This window comes from Pseudomonas sp. ICMP 8385, assembly GCF_002699915.1.
GTDB lineage: Bacteria > Pseudomonadota > Gammaproteobacteria > Pseudomonadales > Pseudomonadaceae > Aquipseudomonas > Aquipseudomonas gessardii.
This window is the reverse complement of the sequence record NZ_LKBY01000001.1, coordinates 55,182-81,149: the sequence shown is the minus strand read 5'-3', so window position 1 is coordinate 81,149 and position 25,968 is coordinate 55,182. Positions and strand designations below refer to the sequence as shown.

Sequence of the window (25,968 nt, the reverse complement as noted above, 5' to 3'; positions counted from 1 at the left end):
TGGTGCATCTCGCTCAGTTGCCACCTTCCCTAAAGGATTCTGCGGACATGTCACCTCGATTCAGGCTCAGCCATTTCTCCCTCGCGTTTATCGCCGCCCTCTCATCGCCCACGCTGCTGGCGGAGACCCAGGAAAGAGAACGCGGCAAAGTGCCGATAGAGGCAACCGACCTGCCCGTCGATGGCACCTCCCAAGCCCTGGAGCTGAGTGAAACGCGCATCTTGGGCACCGCCGCCGAAGAGCTCAAGCAAGCTCCCGGCGTGTCGATCATCACCGCCGAAGACATCAAGAAGCGCCCACCGACCAACGACCTGTCGGACATCATCCGCCGTGAGCCAGGCGTCAACCTGAGCGGCAACAGTTCCAGCGGCAGCCGTGGCAACAACCGCCAGATCGACCTGCGCGGCATGGGCCCGGAAAACACCCTGATCCTGATCGATGGCAAGCCCTCGACCTCACGCAACGCCGTGCGTTACGGCTGGAGCGGCGACCGCGATACCCGTGGCGAAACCAACTGGGTGCCGGCCGAAGAAGTCGAGCGCATTGAAATCCTGCGTGGCCCGGCCGCTGCGCGCTACGGCTCCGGGGCCATGGGCGGGGTGATCAATATCATCACCAAGCGCCCCACCGACCAGTTGCACGGCTCGCTGACCACCTACGTGTCGCTACCCGAAGACGATGCCGAGGGCATGAGCAAGCGCACCAACTTCAACCTCAGCGGCCCCTTGAGCGACACCTTGGCCTTCCGCGTCTACGGCGGCCTGAACAAGACCGATGCCGACGACTCCACCATCAACCAGGCCGAGCAGGCCAGCGCCGACTCCCTGGTAGCGGGCCGCGAAGGTGTGCGCAACAAGGACGTCAACGGCTTGCTCAGTTGGCAATTCACCCCCGAGCAAACCCTGGACCTGGAAGCCAGCTACAGCCGCCAGGGCAATATCTTCGCCGGCGATACCATGCTCAACGGCGGCGGCACATTCGTGAACAGCCTGGTCGGCAAGGAAACCAGCGTGATCCAGCGCAGCAGTTTCTCGGCCACCCACCGTGGCGAATTCGACTGGGGCTCGACCCTGGCGTCCCTGAGCCACGACCTGACCCGCAACGCACGCCTCAACGAAGGCCTGGCCGGCTCCGGCGAAGGCGCACCTTCCGCCACTGCTGGCCGCTTCGAGTCGCGTTTGCGCAACACCCGCGCCACCGCCGAGGTCAACCTGCCGCTGAGTTTCGGCACCGAGCAGGTGCTGACCCTGGGCAGCGAATACCTCTACGAATCGATGAACGACCCAGGCTCATTGCGCCCACAAAGCTACGATCCCGGCACCGGTGGCGTACCAAGCATTCCAGGGATGAGCCGCAGCAGCACCAAGACCACGGCCTCGAGCTACGCGCTGTTCGCCGAGGACAATATCGAGCTGGGCAGCAAGACCATCGTCACCCCTGGCCTGCGCTACGATCACCATGAAGAGTACGGTGGCAACTGGAGCCCAAGCCTCAACGCCTCGCACCAGTTGACCGATGAACTGAGCCTCAAGGGCGGGATTGCCCGGGCCTACAAGACGCCCAACCTGTACCAGTCCAACCCCAACTACTTGCTGTACAGCCGTGGCAATGGCTGCAACGCCAGCGAAGCCAACGCCGGCGGCTGCTACCTGGTGGGCAACCCGGACCTGAAACCGGAAATCAGCGTCAACAAGGAAATCGGCCTGGCCTATGACAAAGGCACCTGGCGCACCAGCGCGACGTACTTTCGTAATGACTACAAGAACAAGATCAACGCCAGCAACACCGCCGCCTACCGCCTGGACGGCGGGCGCCGCGTGCTGGAATGGGAAAACAGCGGCGCCGCGCTGGTGCAGGGGGTCGAAGGCAACCTGTTCATGACCCTGCGCGATGACCTGGACTGGAACACCAACCTGACCTACATGATCGACTCCAAGGACAAGGATACCGGCGAGCCTTTGAGCGTCATTCCCAAGTACACGGTCAACACCACCCTGGACTGGCAGGCCACCGACAAGCTGTCGTTCCAGGTCAGCGGCACCTACTACGGCAAGCAGGAGGCGCCGACCCTCAACTCCCGCAGCGCCAACCGCTATGATCGCAGCGCCCAGCAGGACGTGGACCCGTACGGCTTGATGGGCTTGAGCAGCGGCTACGAGTTCAACAAGAACCTGAGCGTGCGCGTGGGCATCGAAAACCTGCTGGACAAGCGCCTGTACCGCAAAGGCAATGCTGATGATGCCGGTGCCCAGACGTATAACGAACCGGGGCGCGCTTATTTTGCGTCGGTAACTGCATCGTTCTAAACAGGCCCCGCGCCTACCATGTGGCTACAAAAAAGGGCGAAGCCATCACGGCTTCGCCCTTTTTTGTACCGTTCAGACCTTAGTGGTGTTCACGGGTCGCCCGGAACTTCACATCCGGCCAACGTTCTTCCATCAGCGCCAGGTTGACCCGCGTCGGCGCCAGGTAGGTCAGGTGACCGCCGCCGTCGATGGCGAGGTTTTCCACGGCCTTGTTGGAAAACTCTTCGAGTTTCTTCTTATCGCTGCAATCAATCCAGCGCGCGGAGTACACGGTGATCGGCTCATAGGAGCATTCAACCTTGTATTCCTCTTTCAAGCGGCTGGCCACCACATCGAACTGCAGCACACCCACGGCACCGAGGATGATGTCGTTGCTGCGCTCGGGGAAGAACACCTGGGTGGCGCCCTCTTCCGCCAACTGCTGCAAGCCTTGGCGCAGTTGCTTGGATTTGAGCGGGTCGCGCAGGCGTACGCGGCGGAACAGTTCCGGGGCGAAGTGCGGGATACCGGTAAAGCTCAGGGCTTCGCCTTCGGTGAAGGTGTCGCCGATCTGGATGGTGCCGTGGTTGTGCAGGCCGATGATGTCGCCGGCAAACGCCTCTTCCAACTGCTCACGCTCCGAGGAGAAGAACGTCAGGGCGTCGCCGATGCGCACGTCCTTGCCGGTGCGGACGTGGCGCATCTTCATGCCTTTTTCGTATTTGCCGGAGCAGATGCGCATAAAGGCGATACGGTCGCGGTGCTTGGGGTCCATGTTCGCCTGGATCTTGAACACAAAGCCGCTGAATTTCTCTTCCACCGGCTCCACAGTCCGTTCGTTGGCCACCCGGGCCAGCGGCTTGGGAGCCCAGTTGACCACCGCATCCAGTACGTGATCGACGCCGAAGTTGCCCAGGGCCGTCCCGAAGAACACCGGGGTCAGTTGGCCGTCGAGGAACTCCTGCTGGTTGAATTCGTGGCAGGCGCCCTGCACCAGTTCCAGTTGGTCGACGAAGCGGTCGTACTCGTCGCCCAAGTGGGCGCGGGCTTCATCGGAGTCGAGTTTCTCGATGATTTTCACATCGGTGCGTTCATGCCCATGACCGGCGGTGTAGACAATGATGTAGTCGTCGGCCAGGTGGTACACGCCCTTGAAGTCGCGGTAGCAGCCAATCGGCCAGGTGATCGGCGCGGCCTTGATCTTCAGGACCGCTTCGATTTCATCGAGCAGTTCGATCGGGTCGCGGATGTCACGGTCGAGTTTGTTGATAAAGCTGACAATCGGCGTGTCACGCAGGCGGCACACGTCCATCAGCGCAATGGTCCGTGGCTCGACGCCCTTACCACCGTCGAGGACCATCAAGGCCGAGTCCACTGCGGTCAGGGTGCGGTAGGTGTCTTCGGAGAAGTCTTCGTGGCCCGGGGTGTCGAGCAGGTTGACCATGTGTTCGCGATAGGGGAACTGCATGACCGACGTGGTAATGGAAATACCCCGTTGCTTCTCCATCTCCATCCAGTCGGAGGTGGCATGGCGATCAGACTTGCGGGATTTCACCGTGCCGGCCACCGCGATCGCCTTGCCCATCAGCAGGAGCTTTTCGGTGATGGTGGTTTTACCGGCATCGGGGTGGGAAATAATGGCGAAAGTGCGGCGTTTCGCGACTTCGGCGGCCTGGTGGGTCATGGGAAATCGCCTGGCAGGTGAGTCAAAAAAGGGCGGCGAGTATAGCGTAAACCAAGGCTCCCGAACCACCGCTCACCCGATGGGGGGTGGCTAAATGCTGCCAAGTATGGAACCTTTTAAAAGGTAGAGACGTCCACTCCCCTGTTACCGCACTCGTAACAGGGGCTGAAAAATCAGCAAGTTAGCCTGACGAGGCTGCGCTCATGGCTCGACCTCATGCCGTTTTGCCGGCATTGGCGAGCTGCTTTTCGCGACCACATTTATTGGCAGCCAGGAATGGCAATGCCACACGAGAATGTGCTCGCCGACTGAAATAAAGGAGTCCGCCTGTGGCTATTCGCTATGGCAAAGGGCTGATAGGAGGCGCGGTTGTCGTCGCGCTCCTGGCCCTGCTGGTCCACTGGATCGGCATCAACACGATCGAACTGTACCGCGACGATTTGTTGTTTTACCTGCAAGCTCACCTGATTCTTGTACTTGTCTCCATGCTGGCTGCCCTGATCGTAGGGATCCCCGCCGGTATCCTGCTCAGCCGACCGAACAGGGTCGAGCACGCAGAACGTTTCATGCAGATCTTCAACATCGGCAACACCGTCCCTCCCCTGGCCGTACTGGCCATCGCCCTCGGCGTCCTCGGCATCGGCAGTGGCCCGGCGATCTTCGCCCTGTTCCTCGCCTCCTTGCTGCCTATCGTGCGCAATACCTATGAAGGCCTGAAAAACGTTCAAGGCTCGCTCAAGGAAGCCGCCGTCGGCATCGGCATGACCCCGCGCCAGGTGCTGTTTCGCGTCGAGTTGCCCAACGCCGTGCCGATCATCATCGGTGGCGTGCGTGTGGCCCTGGCGATCAACGTCGGCACCGCACCGCTGGCGTTCCTGATTGGCGCCAACAGCCTGGGCAGCCTGATCTTCCCCGGCATCGCCCTGAACAACCAGCCGCAATTGCTGCTCGGGGCCGCGTGTACCGCGCTGCTGGCGTTGCTGCTTGACGGCCTGGTGACCATGGCCAGCCGCCTCTGGCTGGAACGCGGGTTGCGTGCGTCTTAAGGCTGGGTAAAGGAATCGACATGAAAAAACTGACTTTGCTACTGAGCTGCGTCCTGCTGTTTGCCGGCATTGCGCAAGCCGCTGAAAAACCGGTGATTCGCATCGGCGCCCGGGTCTTCACCGAACAGACCCTGCTCGCCGAAATCACCTCCCAGTACCTGCGCACCAAGGGCTACGACACCCGCGTAACCGGCGGCCTGGGCAGCAACCTGGCGCGCAGTGCCCAGGAAAGCGGGCAACTGGACCTGATCTGGGAATACACCGGTGTATCCCTGGTGGCCTACAACCATGTGGACGAAAAGCTCGACAGCGAACAGTCCTACGCCAGGGTTAAAGAACTCGACGCGAAAAAAGGCCTGGTCTGGCTCTCGCCGTCGAAATTCAGCAACACCTACGCCCTGTCCCTGCCGGAAAACGTGGCCAAGGAGTATCCGCAGATCAACACCATCAGCGACCTGACCCAGGCGCTGGCCGAGCCGACCCGTGAGAACCGCCTGGTGGCCCTGGACACCGAGTTCGCCAACCGTTCCGACGGTATGGCCGGCATGGTCAAGCTGTACGGCATGAACCTCACCCGCAAGAACTCCCGGCAGATGGACGCCGGCCTGGTCTACACCGCCCTGCGCAATGGCCAGGTGTTTGCCGGCCTGGTGTACACCACCGACGGTCGCCTCAACGCGTTCAAGTTGAAGCTGCTGGAAGATGACCTGCACTACTTCCCGGACTACACCGCAGCCCCGGTGGTACGCCAGGTTTATCTGGATGCCCACCCGCAATTGGCCGCCGACCTCAAGCCACTGGCGGCGCTGTTCGACGATGAAACCATGCGCCAGCTGAACGCGCGGGTCGACGTCGACCATGAAAGCCCATCGGCCGTGGCCGCTGATTTCCTGCGCCAGCACCCACTCAACTAAAAGAGGAGAAGACATGGAATTTCTGAACGCCTTTTCCCATCTTGATTGGGCCCAAGTCCTGCACCTGACCTGGCAGCACATCACCCTGGTCGGGATCGCCGTGATCCTCGCGATTGTCGTCGGCGTGCCCCTGGGCGTGCTGATGACGCGCTTCCCGACCCTGGCCGGCCCGTTGCAAGCCAGCGCCACGGTGCTGCTGACCGTGCCGTCGATTGCCCTGTTCGGCCTGCTGCTGCCGTTCTACTCCAAGTTCGGCCAGGGCCTGGGGCCGATGCCGGCGATCACCGCTGTATTTCTCTACTCCCTGCTGCCAATCATGCGTAACACCTACCTGGCCCTGACCGGCGTCGAGCCGGGCATCCGCGAAGCGGCCAAAGGCATCGGCATGACCTTCGGCCAGCGCCTGCGCATGGTCGAGCTGCCCATCGCCGTACCGGTGATCCTCGCCGGGGTGCGCACCGCCGTGGTGATGAATATCGGGGTGATGACCATTGCCGCCACCATCGGTGCCGGTGGTCTGGGTGTACTTATTCTGGCTTCCATCAGCCGCAGCGACATGTCGATGCTGATTGTTGGCGCCGTACTGGTCAGTCTCCTGGCCATCTGCGCCGACCTGCTTCTGCAATGGCTGCAACGCTCGCTGACTCCAAAAGGATTGCTCAAATGATCGAACTTCAAAACCTGTCCAAGACCTTCCAAAGCAACGGCAAGACTGTCACCGCCGTTAACGACGTGAGCCTGACTGTCAATGAAGGCGAGATTTGCGTATTCCTCGGCCCCTCGGGCTGCGGCAAGAGCACCACGCTGAAGATGATCAACCGCCTGATCAAGCCCACCTCGGGCAAGATCCTGATCAACGGCGAAGACACCACCGACCTCGACGAAGTGACCCTGCGTCGCAATATCGGCTACGTGATCCAGCAGATCGGCCTGTTCCCCAACATGACCATCGAGGAAAACATCGTGGTGGTGCCCAAGCTGCTGGGCTGGGACAAGCAGAAGTGCCATGACCGCGCCCGCGAGTTGATGAGCATGATCAAGCTCGAACCCAAGCAGTACCTGCACCGCTACCCCCGTGAATTGTCCGGTGGCCAGCAACAGCGTATCGGCGTGATCCGCGCCCTGGCGGCCGACGCGCCATTGCTGCTGATGGATGAGCCATTCGGCGCGGTCGACCCGATCAACCGCGAGATGATCCAGAACGAGTTCTTCGAGATGCAACGCGCGCTGAACAAGACGGTGATCATGGTCAGCCATGACATCGACGAGGCGATCAAGCTGGGCGACAAAATTGCCATCTTCCGCGCCGGCAAGCTGTTGCAGATCGACCACCCGGACACCCTGCTGGCCCATCCTGCCGACGAGTTTGTCAGCAACTTTGTCGGCCAGGACAGCACCCTCAAGCGCCTGCTGCTGGTCAAGGCCGAAGACGCGGCGGACAACGCCCCGTCGGTCAGCCCGCAAACCCCGGTGGCCGATGCCCTGGAGCTGATGGACGAGCATGACCGGCGCTATGTGGTGGTCACCTGCGCCGAGAACAAGGCGCTGGGGTATGTACGCCGTCGCGACCTGCATCGTCAGACGGGTACCTGCGCCCAATACCTGCGCGAGTTCAACGCCACGGCGGCGTTTGACGAGCACTTGCGCATCCTGTTGTCACGCATGTACGAGTTCAACCGCTCGTGGCTGCCGGTGATGGATGCCGAGCGGGTGTTTTTGGGTGAAGTGACCCAGGAGTCGATTGCCGAGTACCTGAGCTCTGGTAAGTCCCGTGGAGGCAAGACCAGTATCGTGTCGCCAGCCGAAACCGCGCAGGCCTGATAGACCGCTATCGCGGGCAAGCCCGGCTCCCACAGGGGAATACAATTCCATGTGGGAGCCGGGCTTGCCCGCGATAAAGGCGCCGCAAATCCTTCTGAATGCCCCCTGCGGGGAACATCAATCCGTCACACCGGTCGGTTACATAAGTAGCTGCACTGCGCCTGGCGACGAACGCGTGTAAAAACGCGACATTTTTAGTTGATCTCAAGCCCCTCACGCCCTAAAGTTCGCGCCGAACGTCCATGCTGGAAACGATCCATCCGGCTCAAGTACTGACGACGAGACAGCAAGGCCAAGGGCAGCTTACCCCATGGCCTTTTTGCTTTCGGCGACATGCCTTGGGAAGTAGGCGAACCAAAGTGGGGATACGGAGGACGTTCATTTGCACCCATTGATCAATTTAGTTTGCCCTTAGGAGTTCCCAGCATGTCGATCAACGTCGAAGACTATTTCGCGCGCGCCACCTTTGACAAAATGAAGGCGTTCGCCGACAAGCAAGAAACCCCATTCGTGGTGATCGACACCGCGATGATCAGCCAGGCCTACGATGACCTGCGCGCCGGTTTCGAATTCGCCAAGGTGTACTACGCCGTCAAGGCCAACCCGGCTGTCGAGATCATCGACCTGTTGAAAGACAAGGGTTCGAGCTTCGACATCGCCTCGATCTACGAGCTGGACAAGGTCATGGACCGCGGCGTCAGCGCCGACCGTATCAGCTACGGCAACACCATCAAGAAATCCAAGGACATCCGCTACTTCTACGAGAAGGGCGTGCGCCTGTTCTCCACCGACTCCGAAGCCGACCTGCGCAACATCGCCAAGGCCGCGCCGGGCTCGAAAGTCTATGTGCGTATCCTCACCGAAGGCTCGACCACCGCAGACTGGCCTTTGTCGCGCAAATTCGGCTGCCAAACCGACATGGCCATGGACCTGCTGATCCTCGCCCGCGACCTGGGCCTGGTGCCGTACGGCATCTCGTTCCACGTCGGTTCGCAGCAGCGTGATATCAGCGTGTGGGACGCCGCCATCGCCAAGGTCAAGGTGATCTTCGAGCGCCTGAAAGAAGAAGACGGCATCCACCTCAAGCTGATCAACATGGGCGGTGGCTTCCCGGCCAACTACATCACCCGCACCAACAGCCTGGAAACCTACGCCGAGGAAATCATCCGCTTCCTCAAGGAAGACTTCGGTGACGAGCTGCCGGAAATCATCCTGGAGCCGGGCCGTTCGTTGATCGCCAACGCCGGGATCCTGGTCAGTGAAGTGGTGTTGGTGGCCCGTAAATCGCGCACCGCCGTCGAGCGTTGGGTGTACACGGATGTGGGCAAGTTCTCCGGCCTGATCGAAACCATGGACGAAGCCATCAAGTTCCCGATCTGGACCGAGAAAAAGGGCGAGATGGAAGAAGTGGTGATCGCCGGTCCTACCTGCGACAGCGCCGATATCATGTACGAAAACTACAAGTACGGCCTGCCGCTGAACCTGGCCATTGGCGACCGCCTGTACTGGCTGTCCACCGGTGCGTACACCACCAGCTACAGCGCCGTTGAATTCAACGGTTTCCCACCGCTCAAATCCTTCTACGTCTGAGCCGTGTAGGGGCCGGTTTGCCGGCCCCTACCCTTGTTCTATGCGCTGTTGGTAAGCGTCGGCCATTGCGCGAACCTGCGGTTGGCTGGCGCTTTGCAAAGCCTGCTGCGCGACCCGCAAGAACTTCAGATTGCCACCCTCAAGCGCCTTGTGCAGCCACTCCAGGGCCGCCTCGACCTGGCCTTGATCCGCCAGCACTGCGGCATAACTGAACTGCCCGCGAAAATCCCCACCTTCGGCCGAGCGGCGATACCACTCAAGCGCTGCGGGCAGGTCTTGCGCGCAGAATTGCCCTTCTTCCAGGTACCGCCCCAACAGGTTCATCGACTTGGCATGCCCCAGCTCGGCAGCCTGGCGATAACAGGCCAGTGCCTGCTGCGGGTCTTGCCTCACCCCGCGCCCGGTGGCCAGCAGGTTGGCGTAGTTGTACAACCCCCAATCCAACCCGGCCTCTGCGGCCTGGCGGTATTCCCCGGCGGCCGCCCGCTCATTGGCGGCGCAGCCCCAGCCATGTTCCAGGCAGCGCCCCACCATATTGCGGGCCATCCGGTGGCCGCCCTGTGCCGCAATCTGGAACCAGCGCAGGGCCAGTGCTGCATCGCGCTCGATCCCGCGCCCCTCCAGGAGGATTTGCCCCAGTAGCGCCTGGGCATCGAGCACGCCCTCCTTGGCCGCCATCAGGATCGCCTGGGCCGCACGGGCCGGTGATTCGTCGAGCATGGCCCGCAGTTGCTCGCCGTCGAGGACTTCTTCGCGGCGCAGGTGAAAAGCCATGCTCAGACCTCGACCCAGCGGCGCAACAGGTTGTGATAAGTGCCGGTGAGCTGGATCAGCGCCGGGTGGTCCGGCACATCGCGGGTCAATTGCTGGATCGCGCCGTCCATTTCAAACAGCAAGGTGCGCTGGCTGTCTTCACGCACCAGGCTCTGGGTCCAGAAAAATGCGGCATAACGCGCGCCACGGGTCACGGCGTTGACTTTGTGCAGGCTGGAGCCGGGGTACAGCACCATGTCGCCGGCGGGCAGCTTGACCCGCTGCAGGCCGAAGGTGTCCTGGATCTCCAGTTCGCCGCCGTCGTACTCGTGCGGGTCGCTGAAAAACAGCGTGGAAGACAGGTCGGTACGCACCCGCTCGGGGCTGCCCTTGGGCTGGCGCACGGCGTTATCGATATGAAAGTCGAAGCTGCCACCGGCGGTGTAGCAATTGAGCAATGGCGGGAAGACTTTATGCGGCAGGGCCGCCGACATGAATTGCGGGTTTTGCCACAGGCGCTCGAGCATGGCCGCGCCGATTTCCTTGGCCAGTGGATGGCCTTCGGGCAATTGCAGGTTGTGCTTGGCCTTGGCCGACTGGTGCCCGGCGGTGATCTTGCCGTCGGCCCAGTCCGCCTGCTCCAGGGCTTCGCGGATGCGCAATACCTCGTCGCGGGAGAACAGGCCTGGAATATGCAGCAGCATGGGGCGTTACCTGAGGGCAGAGGGGCGCCAATGGTATTGATTACTATTGACGCTGTAAAACCCTGATCCGACGGGCAGACGTATAAGCCGGCAAAAACCGTAACCCCCGAAGTGTAAATTTTGTAAATTGAATGCGAATAGCAATGCATCTCAATTGCTATGCATAATTGTTTACAATATATTTCGCGCCCTAACATCCTTGGGGTAGGGAATTTCATGTCGCGCCACATTACAAAAACACCAAACAGTTCACCGCGCTTGCTGGCCTCGGCCATTGGCATGGCCATCAGCGCCAGCTCTGTCGCCCATCTGGCGCAAGCGGCCGAAGAGACCGAACACAAAGGCGAGCGCAACAGCATCTCCCTGGGCGCCACCAGCATCACCGGCCAGGAACAGGACGCGACCTCCTACCAGACTGAAAAAGCCTCTTCGCAGAAATACACCGCGCCCCTGGTCGACACCCCACGCTCCGTCACCGTAGTGCCGGCGCAGGTGCTCAAGGACACCGCCGCCACCTCGCTGCAAGACGCCTTGCGCACCGTACCGGGGATTACCTTTGGCGCCGGTGAAGGCGGCAACCCCCAGGGCGACCGTCCGTTTATCCGTGGCTTCGATGCCCAGGGCGACACCTACCTGGACGGCGTGCGTGATACCGGCGGCCAGAGCCGGGAAATTTTCGATATCGAGTCCATCGAAGTCAGCAAGGGCCCCAACTCCTCGTTCGGTGGCCGTGGCTCGGCCGGTGGCAGCCTCAACCTGGTGAGCAAGACCCCACAAGCGCGGGACTTCCTCAACGGCGGCTTTACCTACGGCTCCGACCAGACCCGTCGCTATGCCCTCGACGTCAACCGCCAGTTCCTCGACAGCGCCGCGTTCCGCCTGAACCTGATGAGCCACGAACAGAACGTGGCCGGCCGCGACGCAGTCAACTACGACCGTTGGGGCGTGGCACCGTCGCTGACCTTTGGCCTGGGCACCCCGACCCGCGTCAACCTCAGCTACTACCATATGGAAAGCAATGACCTGCCGGATTCGGGCATTCCTTATGGCTATAGCTCCGCCGCAGCCACCGCCCACGGTCACGACAAGCCGACCGATGGCGGCGACAGCAATAATTTCTATGGCCTGAAAGATCGCGACTTCCGCAAGACCCGCGCCGATATCAGTACGTTCTCCATCGAGCACGACCTGAACGACAACATGACGATCAAGAACACCCTGCGTCATGGCAGCACCGGCCAGGATTACGTCCTCACTCAGCCGGACGACAGCAAGCTCAACGTCAACCAGTTCGGCACCGTCTGGCGCCGCGCCAACAGCCGCGTGTCGACCACCACGACCACCACCAACCAGACCGATCTGTTTGGCAGCTTCCAGGCCCTGGGCTTCAAGCACAGCTACTCCACCGGCCTGGAATTTACCGGTGAAGAAACCCGTGTCAGTGGTTATACCGTCAGCCCTAACGGCAACCCTAGCGGCGGCTGCACACCTGGCAAGGTCGGCAACAGCGGCGGCCAATGCACCTCGCTGGGCAACCCGAACCCGGACGACGCCTGGACCGGCAGCGTCGCCCGCAACTACATGGGCACCAACACCAAGGCCACCAGTCGCGCCGCCTATGTATTCGACACCATCGAGCTCGATCCGCAATGGCTGCTGAATGTCGGCCTGCGCTATGACACCTTCGACACCGAGGCCAACACCAACGCAACCACTGGCCGCACCAAGCTCAAGGATGACAGCCAGTTCTTCAACTGGCAGGCCGGCCTGGTCTGGAAGCCGATGGAAAACGGCAGCATCTACACCTCCTATGCCACTTCGGCCTCGCCCGCTGGCGGCCTGGTGGGTGAAGGTGTCGACTCCAACGCCATCACCAGCGACCTGAAGCCGGAAGAAACCGTCAACTACGAGCTGGGCACCAAGTGGGACCTGTTCCACGACCGCCTGTCCCTGACCGCTGCCGTGTTCCGCACCGAGAAGAAAAACGCGCGCATTCTGGTGAACTCCAACACCTATGAAAACGCCGGTGAATCCCGGGTCGATGGCCTGGAGCTTTCCGCCAGCGGCAAGCTCACCGAGCAATGGCAGGTATTCGCCGGCTACAGCTACCTGAAAAGCGAGCTGGTGGACCCAGGCAAAAACGGCAACCGCCAGGGCGTGGTGACTGCCGGCTCCAACAAGGGCAACGAAATGCCCAACACGCCGAAGCATTCCTTCAGCCTGTGGACCACCTACGACATCACCTCGAAGCTGACCGTCGGCGGCGGCGCATTCTATGTCGATGACGTCTATGGCGATGCCGCCAACACCGTCTACGTGCCGTCCTACACCCGCTACGACGCCATGGCCAGCTACAAGCTGACCAAGAATGTCGACCTGCAATTGAACGTGCAGAACCTGACCGACAAGACCTACTACGACAAGGCCTACGGCGCGCACTTCGCCAACCAGGCCGCCGGTCGTACCGCCCTGTTGACCACCAGCTTCCACTTCTAAGGCGCTAGACGTTTCATGCAAAAGCCCCGCGCATTGGCTGCCCGGGGCTTTCGTCTGTAAAAAAGAAAGTTTCTCGACCACCCACGGCATAATGCCCGCCGTAAAAATCATATCCAGCTCAGCGAGGCCGTCCGACGTGTTGAAGAAAACCCTGTTCCAGTTGCACTGGTTTTTCGGCATTAGCGCCGGGCTGGTGTTGGCCTTGATGGGGATTACCGGGGCCGCGTACTCGTTCCAGGATGAAATCCTGCGGGCGCTCAACCCCACGGTACTGACCGTGCAAAAACAACCCGCCGGGGTGCTGCCACCCGCTGAACTGGTGCGCAAACTCGAAGCCACCGAAGGCAAGGCCGTGGCCATGCTGTGGGTGGAAAGCGAAAGCGGCAACGCCGCCCGCGTGTTCTTCACCCCGCCACCGGGCGAGCGCCGGGGGCAGATGCGCTACTTCGACCCGTACACCGGCGACTACCTGGGCGATGCCGTCGGCCAGAACTTTTTCGGCCTGATGCTGCAACTGCACCGCTTCCTCGCCATGGGTGACATCGGTCGGCAAATCACCGGTGCCTGTACGCTGATCCTGATTTTCTTCTGCCTCTCTGGCCTGTACCTGCGCTGGCCGCGCCAGGTGGCGAGCTGGCGCGCCTGGCTGACCCTGGACTGGCGCAAGAAAGGCCGCAGTTTCAACTGGGACCTGCACTCGGTGTTCGGCACCTGGTGCCTGCTGTTTTACCTGTTGGCCGCACTCACCGGTTTGTCATGGTCCTACGAGTGGTACAACAAGGGCCTGACCCGGTTGCTGTCCGATGCCCCGCAGAACGAGCGGGTGCGCAATCGCGGTCCGGCGCCGGCGGGCCCGGCGCCCATCGCCAATTACGAGGCGATCTGGAGCAGCATCTACAGCACCGCCGGCCCGGGCCTGAGTGCCTACAACATCCGTATGCCAGCCGTCGCCGGGCAACCGGCCACGGTCTACTACCTGTTGCAGAGCTCGCCCCATGACCGCGCGCTGAACCAGATCAACCTCGACCCGGCCACCGGCGTGGTCAAAAGTGTCGAACGCTATGGCGATAAAAGCCTCAAGGCGCAATTGCTGACCAGCCTCTATGCGCTGCATGTGGGCAGTTATTTCGGCCTGGTGGGGCGGATCATTCTTACCGTCACTGCGCTGTGCATGCCGCTGTTCTTTATTACCGGCTGGTTGCTGTACCTGGACCGCCGCCGCAAAAAACGCCAGGTGCGCGATGCCCGTAAAGGCCTGGGCGACAATCACAGCGATGCACCGGCCTGGCTGATCGGTTTCGCCAGCCAGAGCGGCTTTGCCGAGCAACTGGCCTGGCAGACCGCCGGCCAGTTGCAGGCCGCCGGGGTGCCCGTGAAGGTGCAGCCCCTGGGCAGCGTCAGCGAAGACGACTTGCGCCAGTCGGAACATGCACTGTTTGTGGTCAGCACCTTCGGCGATGGCGAAGCACCGGACAGCGCACGCGGCTTTGAACGCCGCGTACTGGGGCGCGACCTTGCCCTCCAGGGCCTGAACTACTCGGTACTGGCCCTGGGCGATCGTCAATACCCGCACTTCTGCGGCTTTGCCCGGCGCCTGCACTTCTGGCTGACCCACCAGGGTGGCAGCGCCTTGTTCGCCCCGGTCGAAGTCGACAGCGGCGACCAGGAGGCCCTGCGGCACTGGCAACAACAACTGGGCCAGATCACCGGCCATGCACCGGCCGCCTGGGCCAGTGCCCCCTATGAAAGCTGGACCCTGGGCCAGCGCACTCTGCTCAACCCTGGCAGCAGCGGTTCGGGGGTCTACCTGCTGGGCCTCACCCCGCCGGCACCGCGCGACTGGCTGGCCGGCGACCTGGTGGAAATCCTGCCACGCCATTGCCCGTGGGCCGTCGAACATTTCCTCGCCGGGTTGGGCATTGCCGGCACGGACGAAGTGCTGATCGATGGCTTGGCACGGCCCCTGGAACAGGTGCTTGCCAGCCGCCAGTTGCCGGACAATCGCGCCCATCTGGTCGGCCTGCACGCCCAGGCCCTGGTGGAGGCGCTGGTGCCGATGGGCATGCGCGAATACTCTATCGCCTCGATTGCCAGCGATGGCGTGCTGGAGCTGATCGTGCGCCAGGAACGCCATGCCGACGGCAGCCTGGGCCTGGGTTCGGGCTGGCTGACCGAGCACGCGCCACTGGGCACGGCGATCAGCCTGCGGGTGCGGCGCAACAGCGGTTTCCACCTGCCGACAGACCCGGTGCCGCTGATCCTGCTGGGCAACGGCACGGGCCTGGCCGGCTTGCGCAGCCTGCTCAAGGCGCGCATCGCCGACGGCCAGCAGCGTAACTGGTTGCTGTTCGGCGAGCGCAACATCGCCCATGACTATCACTGCCGGGATGAGCTGCAAGGCTGGCAGGCCAGTGGCGACCTGGCGTTGCTGGACCTGGCATTTTCGCGGGATCAACAAGAGAAAATCTACGTCCAGGACCGCCTGCGCGAGTCTGCCGATGTACTGCGTAAATGGCTGGCCGAGGGCGCGGCGATTTATGTCTGCGGGAGTTTGCAGGGCATGGCGGCCGGTGTGGATCAGGTGTTGGTGGATGTCCTGGGCAGCGAGGCGGTGCAACGCCTTATCGAACAGGGCCGCTACCGCCGGGATGTCTACTGACCTACACCCATCAAAATGTGGGAGCGGGCTTGTGTGGGAGCGGGCTTGCCCTAATGCCAGTCAGTTAAGCGGATTCTGCTTTCTGTAGGAGCGAGCTTGCTCGCGAAGGACGTCAACGGTAACGCGTGTTTGCTAGGTAAACGCGGCGCTCTCAAGTTCTTCGCGAGCAAGCTCGCTCCTACAAAAAGGCTTAACTGACTGGCATTAGGGCTTGCCCGCGATGGCGGTCTGTCGGTAACCCATAGGCTGGCTGATCCACCGCAATCGCGGCGATGCGGCGACCCGACAAGCCCGCTCCCACAGGTTTAATCGTATTTCAGGTCAGGTGGGTTGGAGTTTTTGTTCAAATACCGACACGCCATCGAGGTCGCGTAGCGTGACTGTCAACTCCGCCGTCTGCCCATCAATCTGCACCTCGCCAAAAAACTGGAAACCGGCAAACGGCGATGTGTTTTGCACCGGTGGGGCTTTTTCAAATATCACTTGCGGGCCAAAGGTCTTATCCAGCGGATTGGGCCCAAAGCTCCCGGCATTCAGCGGCCCCGCGACGAATTCCCAGAACGGCTCGAAATCCTGGAACGCCGCCCGGTCCGGGTGGTAGTGGTGTGCCGCGCAGTAGTGCACATCGGCGGTCAGCCACACATGGTTACGCACCTGTTGTGCGCGCAGGAAGCCCAGCAATTCGGCAATTTCCAGCTCACGGCCCTGGGCCGCGCCCGGGTCGCCGTTGGCCACCGCTTCCCAGCGCGGTACGCCGGGGCTGACTTCGCCGTCGGGCACGCCGAGGCCGATGGGCATGTCGGCGGCGATCACCTTCCACTGCGCTTTCGACGCCTTGAGTCCGCCCTTGAGCCAGTCCAGTTGCGCCCGCCCCAGAAACGGTTTGGCCCCGCCCAGGTTGTCATCGTTGGCCCCGCGATAGCTGCGCATATCCAGCACAAACACATCGAGCAACGGCCCGTAGCTGAGCTTGCGGTAGATGCGCCCCCCCTGGTCGGCGCCCTGCAGGCGCATCGGCGCATATTCCAGCCAGGCCTGGCGTGCGCGGCCCACCAGGGTGGTGATGTCCTGGGTCTGGTAACGCCCGTCCAGTTGCTTGCCGGGCGACCAATTGTTGACCACTTCGTGATCGTCCCATTGCCAGATCTGCGGCACCTGGGCATTGAAGCGGCGCACGTTTTCGTCCATCAGGTTGTAGCGGTAATTGCCACGGTATTCATCCAGGGTTTCGGCAACTTTGCTCTTGGCCTCGGTGGTGAGGTTGCGCCAGATGCGTCCGCCTTCGGTGGTCAATTGCGCCGGCACCGGGCCGTCGGCGTAGATGGTGTCGCCGCTGTGGATAAAAAAATCCGGCAGGCGCAGGCGCATGGCTTCGTAGATGCGCATGCCGCCAATATCCGGGTTGATCCCGAAGCCCTGGCCAACGGTGTCGCCGCTCCACACAAAGCGGATATCGCGCCGTTGTTGCGGCACGCTGCGCAGGTGACCGAACCAGGGCTCGCTGGCCACGCCGGTCTGCGCATCCTCAAAGTGCACACGGTAGAAAATCGCCTGGTCGGCCGGTAGCCCGGTCAGCTCGACGCGGGCGGTGAAGTCGCTGCGGCTGTCGGCCAAAGGCGAGATGAATCGGCGCGGGTTGCTGAACAGGCTGCGGGTGTCCCACTCGACCACCATCCGTGCCGGGCGGTCGCAGCGGCTCCAGATCATGGCGCGGTCGCCCAGCAAGTCGCCAGACTGCACGCCATCGGTCAATTGCGGTCGGTCCTTGACCGAAGCAATCACCGCCGGCGCCAGCCCCGGCAGCAACAGGCCGGCGCCGACGCCCTGGATCACCCGGCGGCGGCCGGGGTTGAAGTGGCTCATAGGTGTTCCTCTGCACAGCAAAAGGAAAACTAAAGCATGGCCGTATGAAACACAGATGACAGGTGTCGATACCTACATTCAGGCAACGGCCAGTTCGACGGCCTCCGGGCGTTTGATCACGGCGTACAGCAACCCGGTGAGCACGCTGCCGGCCACGATCGCCAGCAGGTACAACAGCGCATGGTTGATCGTATTCGGAATCAGCATCACAAACAGCCCGCCGTGAGGCGCCATCAACTTGCAGCCGAAGTACATCGACAGGGCACCGGTCACTGCGCCACCGGCAATGCTGGCCGGGATCACGCGCAACGGGTCCTTGGCAGCAAACGGGATCGCCCCTTCCGAGATAAAACACAGCCCCAGAATCAACGCCGCCTTGCCAGCTTCGCGCTCAGTCTGGGCGAACTTGCGCCGGGCCAGGAACGTGGCGATGGCCATGCCAATCGGCGGCACCATACCGGCCGCCATGGCGGCGGCCATCGGCGCGCCGCTCTGGGAGGCCAGCAGGCCGATGGAGAACGCATAGGCCGCCTTGTTGATCGGCCCGCCGAGGTCGGCGCACATCATCGCGCCCAACAGGATGCCCAGCAGCACCGCATTGGTGGTGCCCATGGTGCTGAGGAAGTCCGTCAGGCCAACCAGCATCTGCGCCACGGGTGGGCCGATCAGGTAGATCATCGCCAGGCCAGTGACCAGGCTTGCCAGCAACGGGATGATCAGGATCGGCTTGAGCGACGCCAGGCCTTGCGGCAACGGCACCGCGCGGGTGATCAATTTGACGCTGTAGCCGGCGAGGAAACCGGCGAAGATCCCGCCGATAAACCCCGCGCCCAGGGTACTGGCCAACAGGCCGCCGATCATCCCCGGCGCAAGGCCCGGACGGTCGGCAATCGAGTAGGCGATATAACCGGCGAGCAGCGGCACCATCAGGGTGAAGGCATGGTCACCGACCGCCCTCAGCGCCGCCGCCAGGGTGCCGGGCTGTTCGTAGGCGTGGATACCGAAGACGTAGGACAGGGCAATCAACAAGCCCCCCGCCACCACCATCGGCAACATGAACGACACGCCGGTCAGCAGGTGTTTATAGACCCCGGTGTTCTCCGGCTTGGCCACCGCGCCACTGGCGGCGCTTTCCTGTTGGCCTTCGGCCAGGGCTTTGTCGAGGATCGCGGCGGATTGCTTGAGGGCAATGCCGGTGCCACAACGGTAGATTTTCTTGCCGGCAAAGCGCTCGGTGGCCACTTCGATATCGGCGGCCAGCAGCACCACGTCGGCGTCGCGAATAGCCTGCTCGCTCAGGGGCGTACGCGCCCCTACCGAACCCTGGGTTTCCACCTGCAGGTCATACCCCTTGGCCTTGGCGGCCTGCTGCAACGCTTCGGCGGCCATAAAGGTGTGGGCCACGCCGGTGGGGCAGGCAGTGATGGCGACAATGCGCGGTGCGTGTCTGGCCGTTGGCACTGCGCTGCTGGCAACGTACAACCGGGCCTCTTGCGCGCCCCGTTGCAGCAGCGCGTCCACGTCCTGCAACGCCTGGGCCGGGGTGCTCTGGTACACGCGCTTGCCGACAAAGCGCTGCATGTCCACCGGGGTGCTGGCAACCAGCAACACCCATTCGGCCGCGTCTAGAGTGGCCTGGGAAAGGGCGCGCTCGGGGTGGTTCGCGTCCACCACCTCCACGCCGGTGCTCCAGCCCTGGCGCTGGGCGGCAGCCTCCAGCAAGCGGGCGCACAACACACTGGTGACCCTGCCGTTGGGGCAGGCGGTAACAATGGCTAACTTCATGAAAAACCCTCTTATTGTTCTGTCAGCGGGTGTACCTGCACGCCACTTTCGAGGCACGCCAGGTGCGCGCCGTCGCTGATGCCGAAACCGATCTGCGTGACGGCCATGGCGGCAATCGCGGTGGCGCGGCGCAGGGTCTGCTCGGGCGCTTCGCCGCTGAGCAGACCGTGCAGCATGCCCGCCAGCAAGGAGTCGCCGGCCCCCACGGTACTGGCGACGCTGACCTTGGGCGCCGTGGCGTGCAACGCTCGGTGGGGGCTGAACCAGTTCACACCGTCGGCCCCATGGGACACCACCACATGTTCCACGCCCTGGGCGTGCAAACGCTCAGCCGCCCGGGCTTGCTCGGCGACGGTTTGCGTGGGGCAGTCGAGTGCTTCGGCAAGTTCTTCAGTGTTGGGCTTGATCAACCACGGAGCGGTCTTCAAGCCTGCGCGCAACGCTTGGCCACTGGTGTCCAGGGCGACTTTCAAACCAAGGTCCTTGAGGCACGCCAGCAAGCCCTGAAACCACTGCGGGCTGACGCCACGCGGCAAGCTGCCGGCGACCACCACCGCATCGAACTCGGGGCCGATCGATGCGATCAGCTTAAGCAACTGTTCTTGCGCCTGCTCGCTCACCAGCGGCCCCGGGGCATTGATGTCGGTGACCCGGCCATCCGCCTCGGCAATCTTGATGTTGCTGCGGGTTTCGCCCGGCACACGAATAAACGCATCGCCAAACCCTCGGCTGGCGATCAGGGCATCGAAAGCCTCGGGGTTTTGCGCACCGAGAAATCCCCCCACGCTCACGCAATGGCCCAGATCAGCCAACACCTGCGCCACATTCACGCCCTTGCCGGCGGCATGGGTGAGCAGGGTTTCGCTGCGGTTGACTGCCCCAGGTTCCAAGTGCGCCAAACGCACCGTCAGGTCCAACGCCGGGTTCAACGTCAGAGTCAGAATGTTCGCCATTTACACGGCCTCCACAAGGGCACGCACTTGAGCAGGGGACCCCACTGCCAGTGCTTGTTGCGCCAGGCTCCGGGCCTCGCTCAGGCTGAATTCACGCACCCGCGCCTTCACTTCGGGAATGCTGCGCGCCGACACACTCAACTCATCCACCCCCAGGCCCACCAGCACCGGCACCGCCAGCGGATCGGCCGCCAACTCGCCGCACACCCCGACCCATTTGCCATGGGCGTGGGCCGCGCGCACCGTGATGTCGATCAGTTGCAACACCGCCGGGTGCAGGCCGTCAGCCTGGGCCGACAGGGTTGGGTGACCGCGGTCGATGGCCAGGGTGTACTGGGTCAGGTCATTGGTGCCAATGCTGAAGAAGTCCACTTCCTTGGCCAATACCGGCGCCAGCAGGGCCGCCGAGGGTACTTCGATCATGATGCCCAATTGCAAGTCAGCCACCGGGATTTCCAGGCGCAGGCGCTCAGTCATGTCGCGGGCCGCACGCCACTCATCAACGCTGCCGACCATGGGGAACATGATGCGCAACGGTCGGCTGTCCGCCGAACGCAGCAGTGCGCGCAGTTGCGCCTCCATGATCGGCGGGCGCTGCAGGGTCAGGCGGATGCCGCGCACGCCGAGAAACGGGTTTTCCTCCTTGGCAATCGGCCAGTAAGGCAACGGTTTGTCCCCGCCCACATCCAGGGTGCGCACCACCAGCGGCCGGCCGCCCAGGCCATCGAGCACACGGCGGTATTCGGCTTCCTGGGTGGCTTCATCCGGCGCTTGCGGATGGGCCATGAAAATCAGTTCGGTACGCAGCAAGCCAATGCCTTCGGCACCCTGCTCGACAGCGAGCGCTACACCGGCGCTTTCGCCGATATTGGCGAATACTTCGACAGCGTGCCCGTCGCGGGTCAAGGCCGGCTCATGGCGTTGCGCGGCGGCAGCCTGGAGACGTTGCTCGCGGTTATCACGCTCTTGGGTGGCGCGCTGCAAGGTTGCAGCATCGGCATCCACATGCAGGCGCCCGCGTTGGCCGTCGAGCAACAGCGGCGTGCCCGAAGCCAGCAGCAGCACCGCCGGGCCCGCGCCGACCAGCGCCGGGATCCCCAGGGCACGGGCCACGATGGCGCTGTGGGCGGTGGCGCCGCCGCGTGCGGTGAGGATCCCGGCGACACGCGCCGGATCCAGCCGGGCAACGTCCGAAGGGCCGACTTCCTCCATGACCAGAATGTAGGGTTCGCTTGGCTCTTGTGGGGTTTGGACCCCACACAGTTGGGCCAGCACCCGCCGGCCAATGTCCCGCAGGTCGGCGGCGCGCTCGGCGAGCAACGTGTCCTGCAAGGATGCCTGCTGCTTGGCGGCGGCTTCGATCACGCTCATCCATGCGGCTTCGGCGCTTTCGCCTTGTTTGAGGCGGGTGTCGACTTCATCGCTCAGTTCCGGGTCGTCGAGCATTTCCTGGTGGGTGATGAAAATCTCGCGGATCGCCTTGGACGTGCTGCGCTCGACCAGGCCCTGGATATCGCGGCGCACCTCCCGCAGCGCGGTGGATAGGCGCTCGCGCTCGGCGTTGGCCGACTCGCCGCGCAGTGGATAGTCGAACGGCTGCAATACCTGGAGATGGGCCGGGCCGATGGCGATCCCCGGCGCGGCAGGGATTGCCTGGATCAGGCTGCCGGAGAGCGGCACGCTGATTGGTGGTTCAACCTCAAGGGCTTCAAGCCGTGCACTGACGGCCGGCAGCGGCTCGACGTCTTCACCAAGCCCCGCTTGCACCGCCGCCAACAGCGCCGGCAGGGCATCGTCGGCAATGCCCGGCTCGGCAACAAACTCCAGCTCCTGGCCACGCCGGGCGCCGAGGCTGAGCAGCTTGCTCAAACTCTTGACCGACACCGCACCGCCCTGCCCGTCGACGATGCGCACGCGGATCTCGCCGTCGAAGCCCTTCGCCAGTTGGGCCAGAGCCTTGGCCGGCCGCGCATGCAGGCCGTGGGCGTTGGCCAGGGCGATACGGGCACTGGGCCAGTCGGCAGGCAGTTCGCCCCCCAGCACTTCGAGCACCGCACGGCGGCTGGTGGCGCGCCCCAGTTCCTGGCCGCGCCCTTCAATCAGCAAGGCACACAAACGCTCAAGCAAGGCCTGGTGGGCCTCGCCGAGGCTGGCCAGGCAGAACAGGCCGTTCAAGGGCTGGCCCAGGTAGCGCATGGGCTTGTCCGGGGTGACAAAGGCCAGGCCCGGGCGCTTGACCGTTTGTTCGCTGTGCAGCCACCACAGGCCATCGCCCAGGGGCAGTGCATCGACTTGCTGCAGCACGGCGGCGAAACCATTGCTCACACAATCGGCCTGGCGCAGCAGACGGGCGCCACGCCACACCAGTTCTTCAAAATCGTCGGCGGACACCCCCAGGCCGATCATCTGCGCATCCAGCGCCAGCTCCTGGGGCGCGCCTTGTAGCAATTTGAGCAAGGCCTCGGCCGAGGTGGCGCGGCGCAGCGCCTGGCCCAGGTCGGTTTCACCGAGGGCGCGGGTCAGCAGTTGCAGCAGGCGCAGGTGCTCATCAGACTTGGCGGCAATGCCAATCGCCAGGTAGACGATCTGGCCATCGCCCCAATCCACACCGTGGGGAAATTGCAGCAGGCGCACGCCGGTGGCGAACACCTGGTCGCGGGTTTCCGGGGTGCCGTGGGGGATCGCAATACCTTGGCCGAGAAAGGTCGAACCTTGCGCTTCACGGGCTTGCAGGCCGCTCAGGTAGCCCTCGGCGACCAGGCCATCGGCCACCAGCTGTTGGGCGAGCAGTTGCAGGGCCGCAGACTTATCCACAGCCCCCTGGCCCATGGATATCTGCTCTACGGTGAGCTCAAGCATGCCTTTCTCCTAGTTAGTGCGGGGTGTGCACTAGGTATTGTTTTGATTAAACCGTGCAAAAATAACTGACTGAGTGGTCAATTGGCAGTGGTTACTCAGCGGCGATCGTCGTAAAAATACGCTTGCTGAAACGTTTAATCTAGATTTTATGGCAGATTACTGGGTAATTCTTCATCCTTGAAGCACCACTCGGCGCTTGAGCTGCGACAATGGTCGTGTGCAGGAATCGGTTAGGATTGGACAAAATGTCGGGGCAAGCTCTAAAAAACAAGGAAATCCCGGTTTGAAACTCAGTGATATTGCACGCATAGCCGGTGTGTCCGTGACCACCGCCAGCTACGTCATCAACGGCAAGGCCCAACAGCAACGGATCAGCACCGCCACCGTCGAACGGGTGCGGGCGGTGGTCCAGGAGCATGGCTTTACCCCCAATCCCCAGGCCGCCGGGTTGCGCAGCCGGCATACCCGCACCCTGGGCTTTATCCTGCCGGACCTGGAAAACCCCAGTTACGCACGGATCGCCAAGCTGCTGGAACAAGGCGCACGGGCCCGTGGCTATCAGTTGCTGATCGCCAGCTCCGACGATGATGCCAACAGTGAGCGCCAATTGCTGCAACTGTTCCGCGCGCGGCGTTGCGATGCGTTGTTCGTTGCCAGTTGCCTGCCCGCCAGCGACGACAGTTATCGCGAGCTGCAAGCCAAGGGCCTGCCGGTGATTGCCATTGACCGGGTGATGGCGCCTGAGCAGTTCTGCTCGGTGGTCAGCGATGACCGACGGGCCTGCCAGCAATTGACCAGCAGCCTGCTGCACCCGCTGCCCCGGCAAATCGCGTTGATTGGCGCCCACCCTGAGCTGAGTATCAGCCAGGAACGCGCAGCGGGTTTCCGCCAGGCGCTGCAAGGCTTTGAAGGTGAGGTCCTGGTCGAGCACGGCGACGCGTTCAGCCGCGACTGTGGCCGCCAGTTGATGGAAGAACTCCTGCAACGCCTGGGGCATTTACCCGATGCGCTGGTCACCACTTCCTACGTTCTGCTGCAAGGGGTATTTGACGCGCTGCACGACTTCCCGCTCAAGTCGCGGCCGCTGCGCCTGGGCACTTTTGGTGACACCCAGTTGCTGGACTTCCTGCCGCTGCCGGTCAACGCCATGGCCCAGCAACACGCGCTGATTGCCGAGACAGCCCTGCGCCTGGCGCTGGCGGCGATTGAAGAACAGCACTACCAGCCGGGCGTGCATGCCATTGGCCGGACCTTCAAGCAGCGGATTCACGAGGCGTAGGCGTGGAGCTGATCGACAGCCACACCCACCTCGACTTCGAGGACTTCGATGCTGACCGCGACGAAGTGCTCAGGCACAGCCGCCAGCTCGGTGTGCGACGCATGGTGCTGCTGGGGGTGTACCAGCGCAATTGGCAGCGGCTCTGGGACCTGGCGCAACAGGACCCGGACCTGCATGGGGCCTTCGGCCTGCACCCGGTGTACCTGGATGAGCATCGCCCCGCCGACCTGATCGAATTGGGCGACTGGCTGACCCGCCTCCAGGGCCATCGCCAACTGTGCGCCGTGGGGGAAATCGGCCTGGATTACTTTCTTGAGCACCTGGACCGCGAGCGCCAGCAAGCGTTGTTTGAAGCCCAATTGCAGTTGGCCGTGGACTTCCGCTTGCCGGCGCTGCTGCATGTGCGGCGCAGCCATGCGGCGGTTATCGCCACCCTCAAGCGCATCCGCCTGCCCCGGGGCGGGATCATCCATGCCTTCGCCGGCAGCCGCGAAGAAGCCCGCGAATACATCAAGCTGGGGTTCAAGCTGGGCCTGGGCGGTGCGCCGACCTGGCCCCAGGCCCTGCGCATGCACAAGGTCATCGCTCAGTTGCCGCTGGACTCGGTCGTACTGGAAACCGACTCGCCGGATATGGCGCCCGCCATGTACCCCGGCCAACGCAATAGCCCGCAGCACTTGCCGGCGATCTGCGGGGCCCTGGCCGCACACATGGGCATCAGCCCTTCAGTGTTGGCCGAAGCGAGTACCCGCAACGCCTGCGAAGTGTTCAACTGGCCGCTCGACAACGGGGTTGACCGCCTGTAGCGTCAGGGTCATGCGATGCCGATGCCGGGCGTGGCGCAGGGTCAGGAAGTGAATCAGGATCGCCACCAGCGACACGTTCAATTGCCCGACCTTACTGATCAAGCCGACCCACTCCACCACCAGGGCCACCAACAAGGCCACGCAGGTCAGCACCAGCATGCTCGGGCGGAGCAGAGCCAGGTTGTCCAGGGACCTCAACTGACGCAGTTGCCTGGGACAATTGAGCAGCAGGACTTTGTGGCAATACGGGCAGTCAAAGGGCTCACTGATAGCAATGGCATTGAGCTGCCAGGGCTTGAGTACAAAGGTGATATCACAATGGGCGCAATGCCCTTTCACGCCTGGAGTTGTCGCGGTCATGGCCCTGCCTCCCGGAAGCGCTGGATGGGGTGTGAAACAAATTCTCACCCAATCCCGCGACAAAAAAAGCTCACACGGGAAAACAGGACATGCACTACATCACCAACAAAC

The 25,968-nt window shown here is 62.8% G+C and carries 18 protein-coding genes; 10 read left to right on the top strand and 8 right to left on the bottom strand.

Annotated features, from left to right (window positions below; all coding sequences use genetic code 11):
- Positions 1 to 47 precede the first annotated feature (47 nt).
- Positions 48 to 2,306, top strand: coding sequence for a TonB-dependent siderophore receptor (locus AO268_RS00395; RefSeq protein WP_099167551.1), 2,259 nt, complete (start codon positions 48 to 50; stop codon positions 2,304 to 2,306).
- Positions 2,307 to 2,385: 79 nt separating this feature from the next.
- On the opposite strand, the gene AO268_RS00390 is transcribed toward AO268_RS00395, so the two are convergent.
- Complete coding sequence (locus AO268_RS00390) at positions 2,386 to 3,969, bottom strand: peptide chain release factor 3 (RefSeq protein ID WP_076964048.1); 1,584 nt, start codon at positions 3,967 to 3,969, stop codon at positions 2,386 to 2,388.
- 329 nt (positions 3,970 to 4,298) lie between these two features.
- Between AO268_RS00390 and AO268_RS00385 the strand changes: the two genes are divergently transcribed.
- The 5 genes from AO268_RS00385 to AO268_RS00365 all read left to right on the top strand — a co-directional run bounded on the left by AO268_RS00385 (position 4,299) and on the right by AO268_RS00365 (position 9,340).
- Positions 4,299 to 5,015, top strand: coding sequence for an ABC transporter permease (locus AO268_RS00385; RefSeq protein ID WP_076964049.1), 717 nt, complete (start codon positions 4,299 to 4,301; stop codon positions 5,013 to 5,015).
- 20 nt (positions 5,016 to 5,035) lie between these two features.
- Positions 5,036 to 5,929 (top strand): glycine betaine ABC transporter substrate-binding protein, encoded by an 894-nt coding sequence (locus tag AO268_RS00380; protein WP_076964050.1) that lies wholly within the window; start codon positions 5,036 to 5,038, stop codon positions 5,927 to 5,929.
- A 13-nt stretch (positions 5,930 to 5,942) separates the two neighbouring features.
- Positions 5,943 to 6,596 (top strand): ABC transporter permease, encoded by a 654-nt coding sequence (locus AO268_RS00375; protein WP_076964051.1) that lies wholly within the window; start codon positions 5,943 to 5,945, stop codon positions 6,594 to 6,596.
- Positions 6,593 to 7,750 carry an osmoprotectant ABC transporter ATP-binding protein OsmV gene (locus AO268_RS00370; protein WP_076964052.1) on the top strand — a complete coding sequence of 386 codons (1,158 nt, stop codon included), beginning with the start codon at positions 6,593 to 6,595 and terminating at the stop codon, positions 7,748 to 7,750. The genes AO268_RS00375 and AO268_RS00370 overlap by 4 nt, the downstream gene beginning before the upstream one ends.
- 426 nt (positions 7,751 to 8,176) lie before the next feature.
- Positions 8,177 to 9,340, top strand: coding sequence for a type III PLP-dependent enzyme (locus AO268_RS00365; protein ID WP_032861941.1), 1,164 nt, complete (start codon positions 8,177 to 8,179; stop codon positions 9,338 to 9,340).
- 27 nt (positions 9,341 to 9,367) lie between these two features.
- Here the strand turns inward: AO268_RS00365 and AO268_RS00360 are convergent, their stop codons facing one another.
- Together AO268_RS00360 and AO268_RS00355 are read right to left on the bottom strand one after the other, a co-directional pair.
- Complete coding sequence (locus tag AO268_RS00360; RefSeq protein WP_099167549.1) at positions 9,368 to 10,114, bottom strand: tetratricopeptide repeat protein; 747 nt, start codon at positions 10,112 to 10,114, stop codon at positions 9,368 to 9,370.
- Positions 10,115 to 10,116: 2 nt separating this feature from the next.
- Positions 10,117 to 10,797 (bottom strand): Fe2+-dependent dioxygenase, encoded by a 681-nt coding sequence (locus AO268_RS00355; protein ID WP_099167547.1) that lies wholly within the window; start codon positions 10,795 to 10,797, stop codon positions 10,117 to 10,119.
- Between the two features lie 216 nt (positions 10,798 to 11,013).
- On the opposite strand from AO268_RS00355, the gene AO268_RS00350 reads away from it, so the two are divergent.
- Positions 11,014 to 13,293 (top strand): TonB-dependent receptor, encoded by a 2,280-nt coding sequence (locus AO268_RS00350; protein WP_099167545.1) that lies wholly within the window; start codon positions 11,014 to 11,016, stop codon positions 13,291 to 13,293.
- 136 nt (positions 13,294 to 13,429) lie between these two features.
- The gene (locus AO268_RS00345) at positions 13,430 to 15,952 is read left to right on the top strand and encodes a PepSY domain-containing protein (protein WP_099167543.1); all 2,523 of its coding nucleotides are present in this window, start codon (positions 13,430 to 13,432) and stop codon (positions 15,950 to 15,952) included.
- 321 nt (positions 15,953 to 16,273) lie between these two features.
- On the opposite strand, the gene AO268_RS00340 is transcribed toward AO268_RS00345, so the two are convergent.
- From AO268_RS00340 to ptsP, 4 genes are all read right to left on the bottom strand, one after another.
- Entirely contained in the window at positions 16,274 to 17,815 is a 1,542-nt protein-coding gene (locus AO268_RS00340) for an alkaline phosphatase D family protein (RefSeq protein ID WP_099167541.1), read from the bottom strand.
- Positions 17,816 to 17,893: 78 nt separating this feature from the next.
- On the bottom strand, positions 17,894 to 19,600 hold the full coding sequence (locus AO268_RS00335) for a PTS fructose-like transporter subunit IIB (RefSeq protein WP_099167539.1): 1,707 nt from the start codon (positions 19,598 to 19,600) through the stop codon (positions 17,894 to 17,896).
- An 11-nt stretch (positions 19,601 to 19,611) separates the two neighbouring features.
- Positions 19,612 to 20,553: a 1-phosphofructokinase gene (pfkB, locus tag AO268_RS00330; protein WP_099167537.1), complete on the bottom strand. Its 942-nt coding sequence runs from the start codon at positions 20,551 to 20,553 to the stop codon at positions 19,612 to 19,614.
- Positions 20,554 to 23,412, bottom strand: coding sequence for a phosphoenolpyruvate--protein phosphotransferase (gene ptsP, locus AO268_RS00325; RefSeq protein WP_099167535.1), 2,859 nt, complete (start codon positions 23,410 to 23,412; stop codon positions 20,554 to 20,556). It lies immediately after the preceding gene.
- 283 nt (positions 23,413 to 23,695) lie between these two features.
- Here ptsP and cra point away from each other — a divergent pair, with 283 nt between their 5' ends.
- Positions 23,696 to 24,691 (top strand): catabolite repressor/activator, encoded by a 996-nt coding sequence (gene cra / locus AO268_RS00320; protein WP_099167533.1) that lies wholly within the window; start codon positions 23,696 to 23,698, stop codon positions 24,689 to 24,691.
- A 2-nt stretch (positions 24,692 to 24,693) separates the two neighbouring features.
- Positions 24,694 to 25,497, top strand: a complete 804-nt coding sequence (locus tag AO268_RS00315) for a TatD family hydrolase (protein ID WP_099167531.1) — start codon at positions 24,694 to 24,696, stop codon at positions 25,495 to 25,497.
- On the opposite strand, the gene AO268_RS00310 is transcribed toward AO268_RS00315, so the two are convergent.
- Complete coding sequence (locus AO268_RS00310; RefSeq protein ID WP_099167529.1) at positions 25,417 to 25,857, bottom strand: hypothetical protein; 441 nt, start codon at positions 25,855 to 25,857, stop codon at positions 25,417 to 25,419. The genes AO268_RS00315 and AO268_RS00310 overlap by 81 nt on opposite strands.
- Between the last annotated feature and the right edge of the window lie 111 nt (positions 25,858 to 25,968).

Coding starts and splice junctions, on each gene's coding strand:
- AO268_RS00380 (WP_076964050.1), top strand. CDS start 5,036: ATGAAAAAACTGACTTTGCTACTGAGCTGCGTCCTGCTGTTTGCCGGC.
- pfkB (WP_099167537.1), bottom strand. CDS start 20,553: ATGGCGAACATTCTGACTCTGACGTTGAACCCGGCGTTGGACCTGACG.
- AO268_RS00350 (WP_099167545.1), top strand. CDS start 11,014: ATGTCGCGCCACATTACAAAAACACCAAACAGTTCACCGCGCTTGCTG.
- AO268_RS00335 (WP_099167539.1), bottom strand. CDS start 19,600: ATGAAGTTAGCCATTGTTACCGCCTGCCCCAACGGCAGGGTCACCAGT.
- AO268_RS00375 (WP_076964051.1), top strand. CDS start 5,943: ATGGAATTTCTGAACGCCTTTTCCCATCTTGATTGGGCCCAAGTCCTG.
- AO268_RS00340 (WP_099167541.1), bottom strand. CDS start 17,815: ATGAGCCACTTCAACCCCGGCCGCCGCCGGGTGATCCAGGGCGTCGGC.
- ptsP (WP_099167535.1), bottom strand. CDS start 23,412: ATGCTTGAGCTCACCGTAGAGCAGATATCCATGGGCCAGGGGGCTGTG.
- AO268_RS00355 (WP_099167547.1), bottom strand. CDS start 10,797: ATGCTGCTGCATATTCCAGGCCTGTTCTCCCGCGACGAGGTATTGCGC.
- AO268_RS00395 (WP_099167551.1), top strand. CDS start 48: ATGTCACCTCGATTCAGGCTCAGCCATTTCTCCCTCGCGTTTATCGCC.
- AO268_RS00370 (WP_076964052.1), top strand. CDS start 6,593: ATGATCGAACTTCAAAACCTGTCCAAGACCTTCCAAAGCAACGGCAAG.
- AO268_RS00310 (WP_099167529.1), bottom strand. CDS start 25,857: ATGACCGCGACAACTCCAGGCGTGAAAGGGCATTGCGCCCATTGTGAT.
- AO268_RS00360 (WP_099167549.1), bottom strand. CDS start 10,114: ATGGCTTTTCACCTGCGCCGCGAAGAAGTCCTCGACGGCGAGCAACTG.
- AO268_RS00365 (WP_032861941.1), top strand. CDS start 8,177: ATGTCGATCAACGTCGAAGACTATTTCGCGCGCGCCACCTTTGACAAA.
- AO268_RS00390 (WP_076964048.1), bottom strand. CDS start 3,969: ATGACCCACCAGGCCGCCGAAGTCGCGAAACGCCGCACTTTCGCCATT.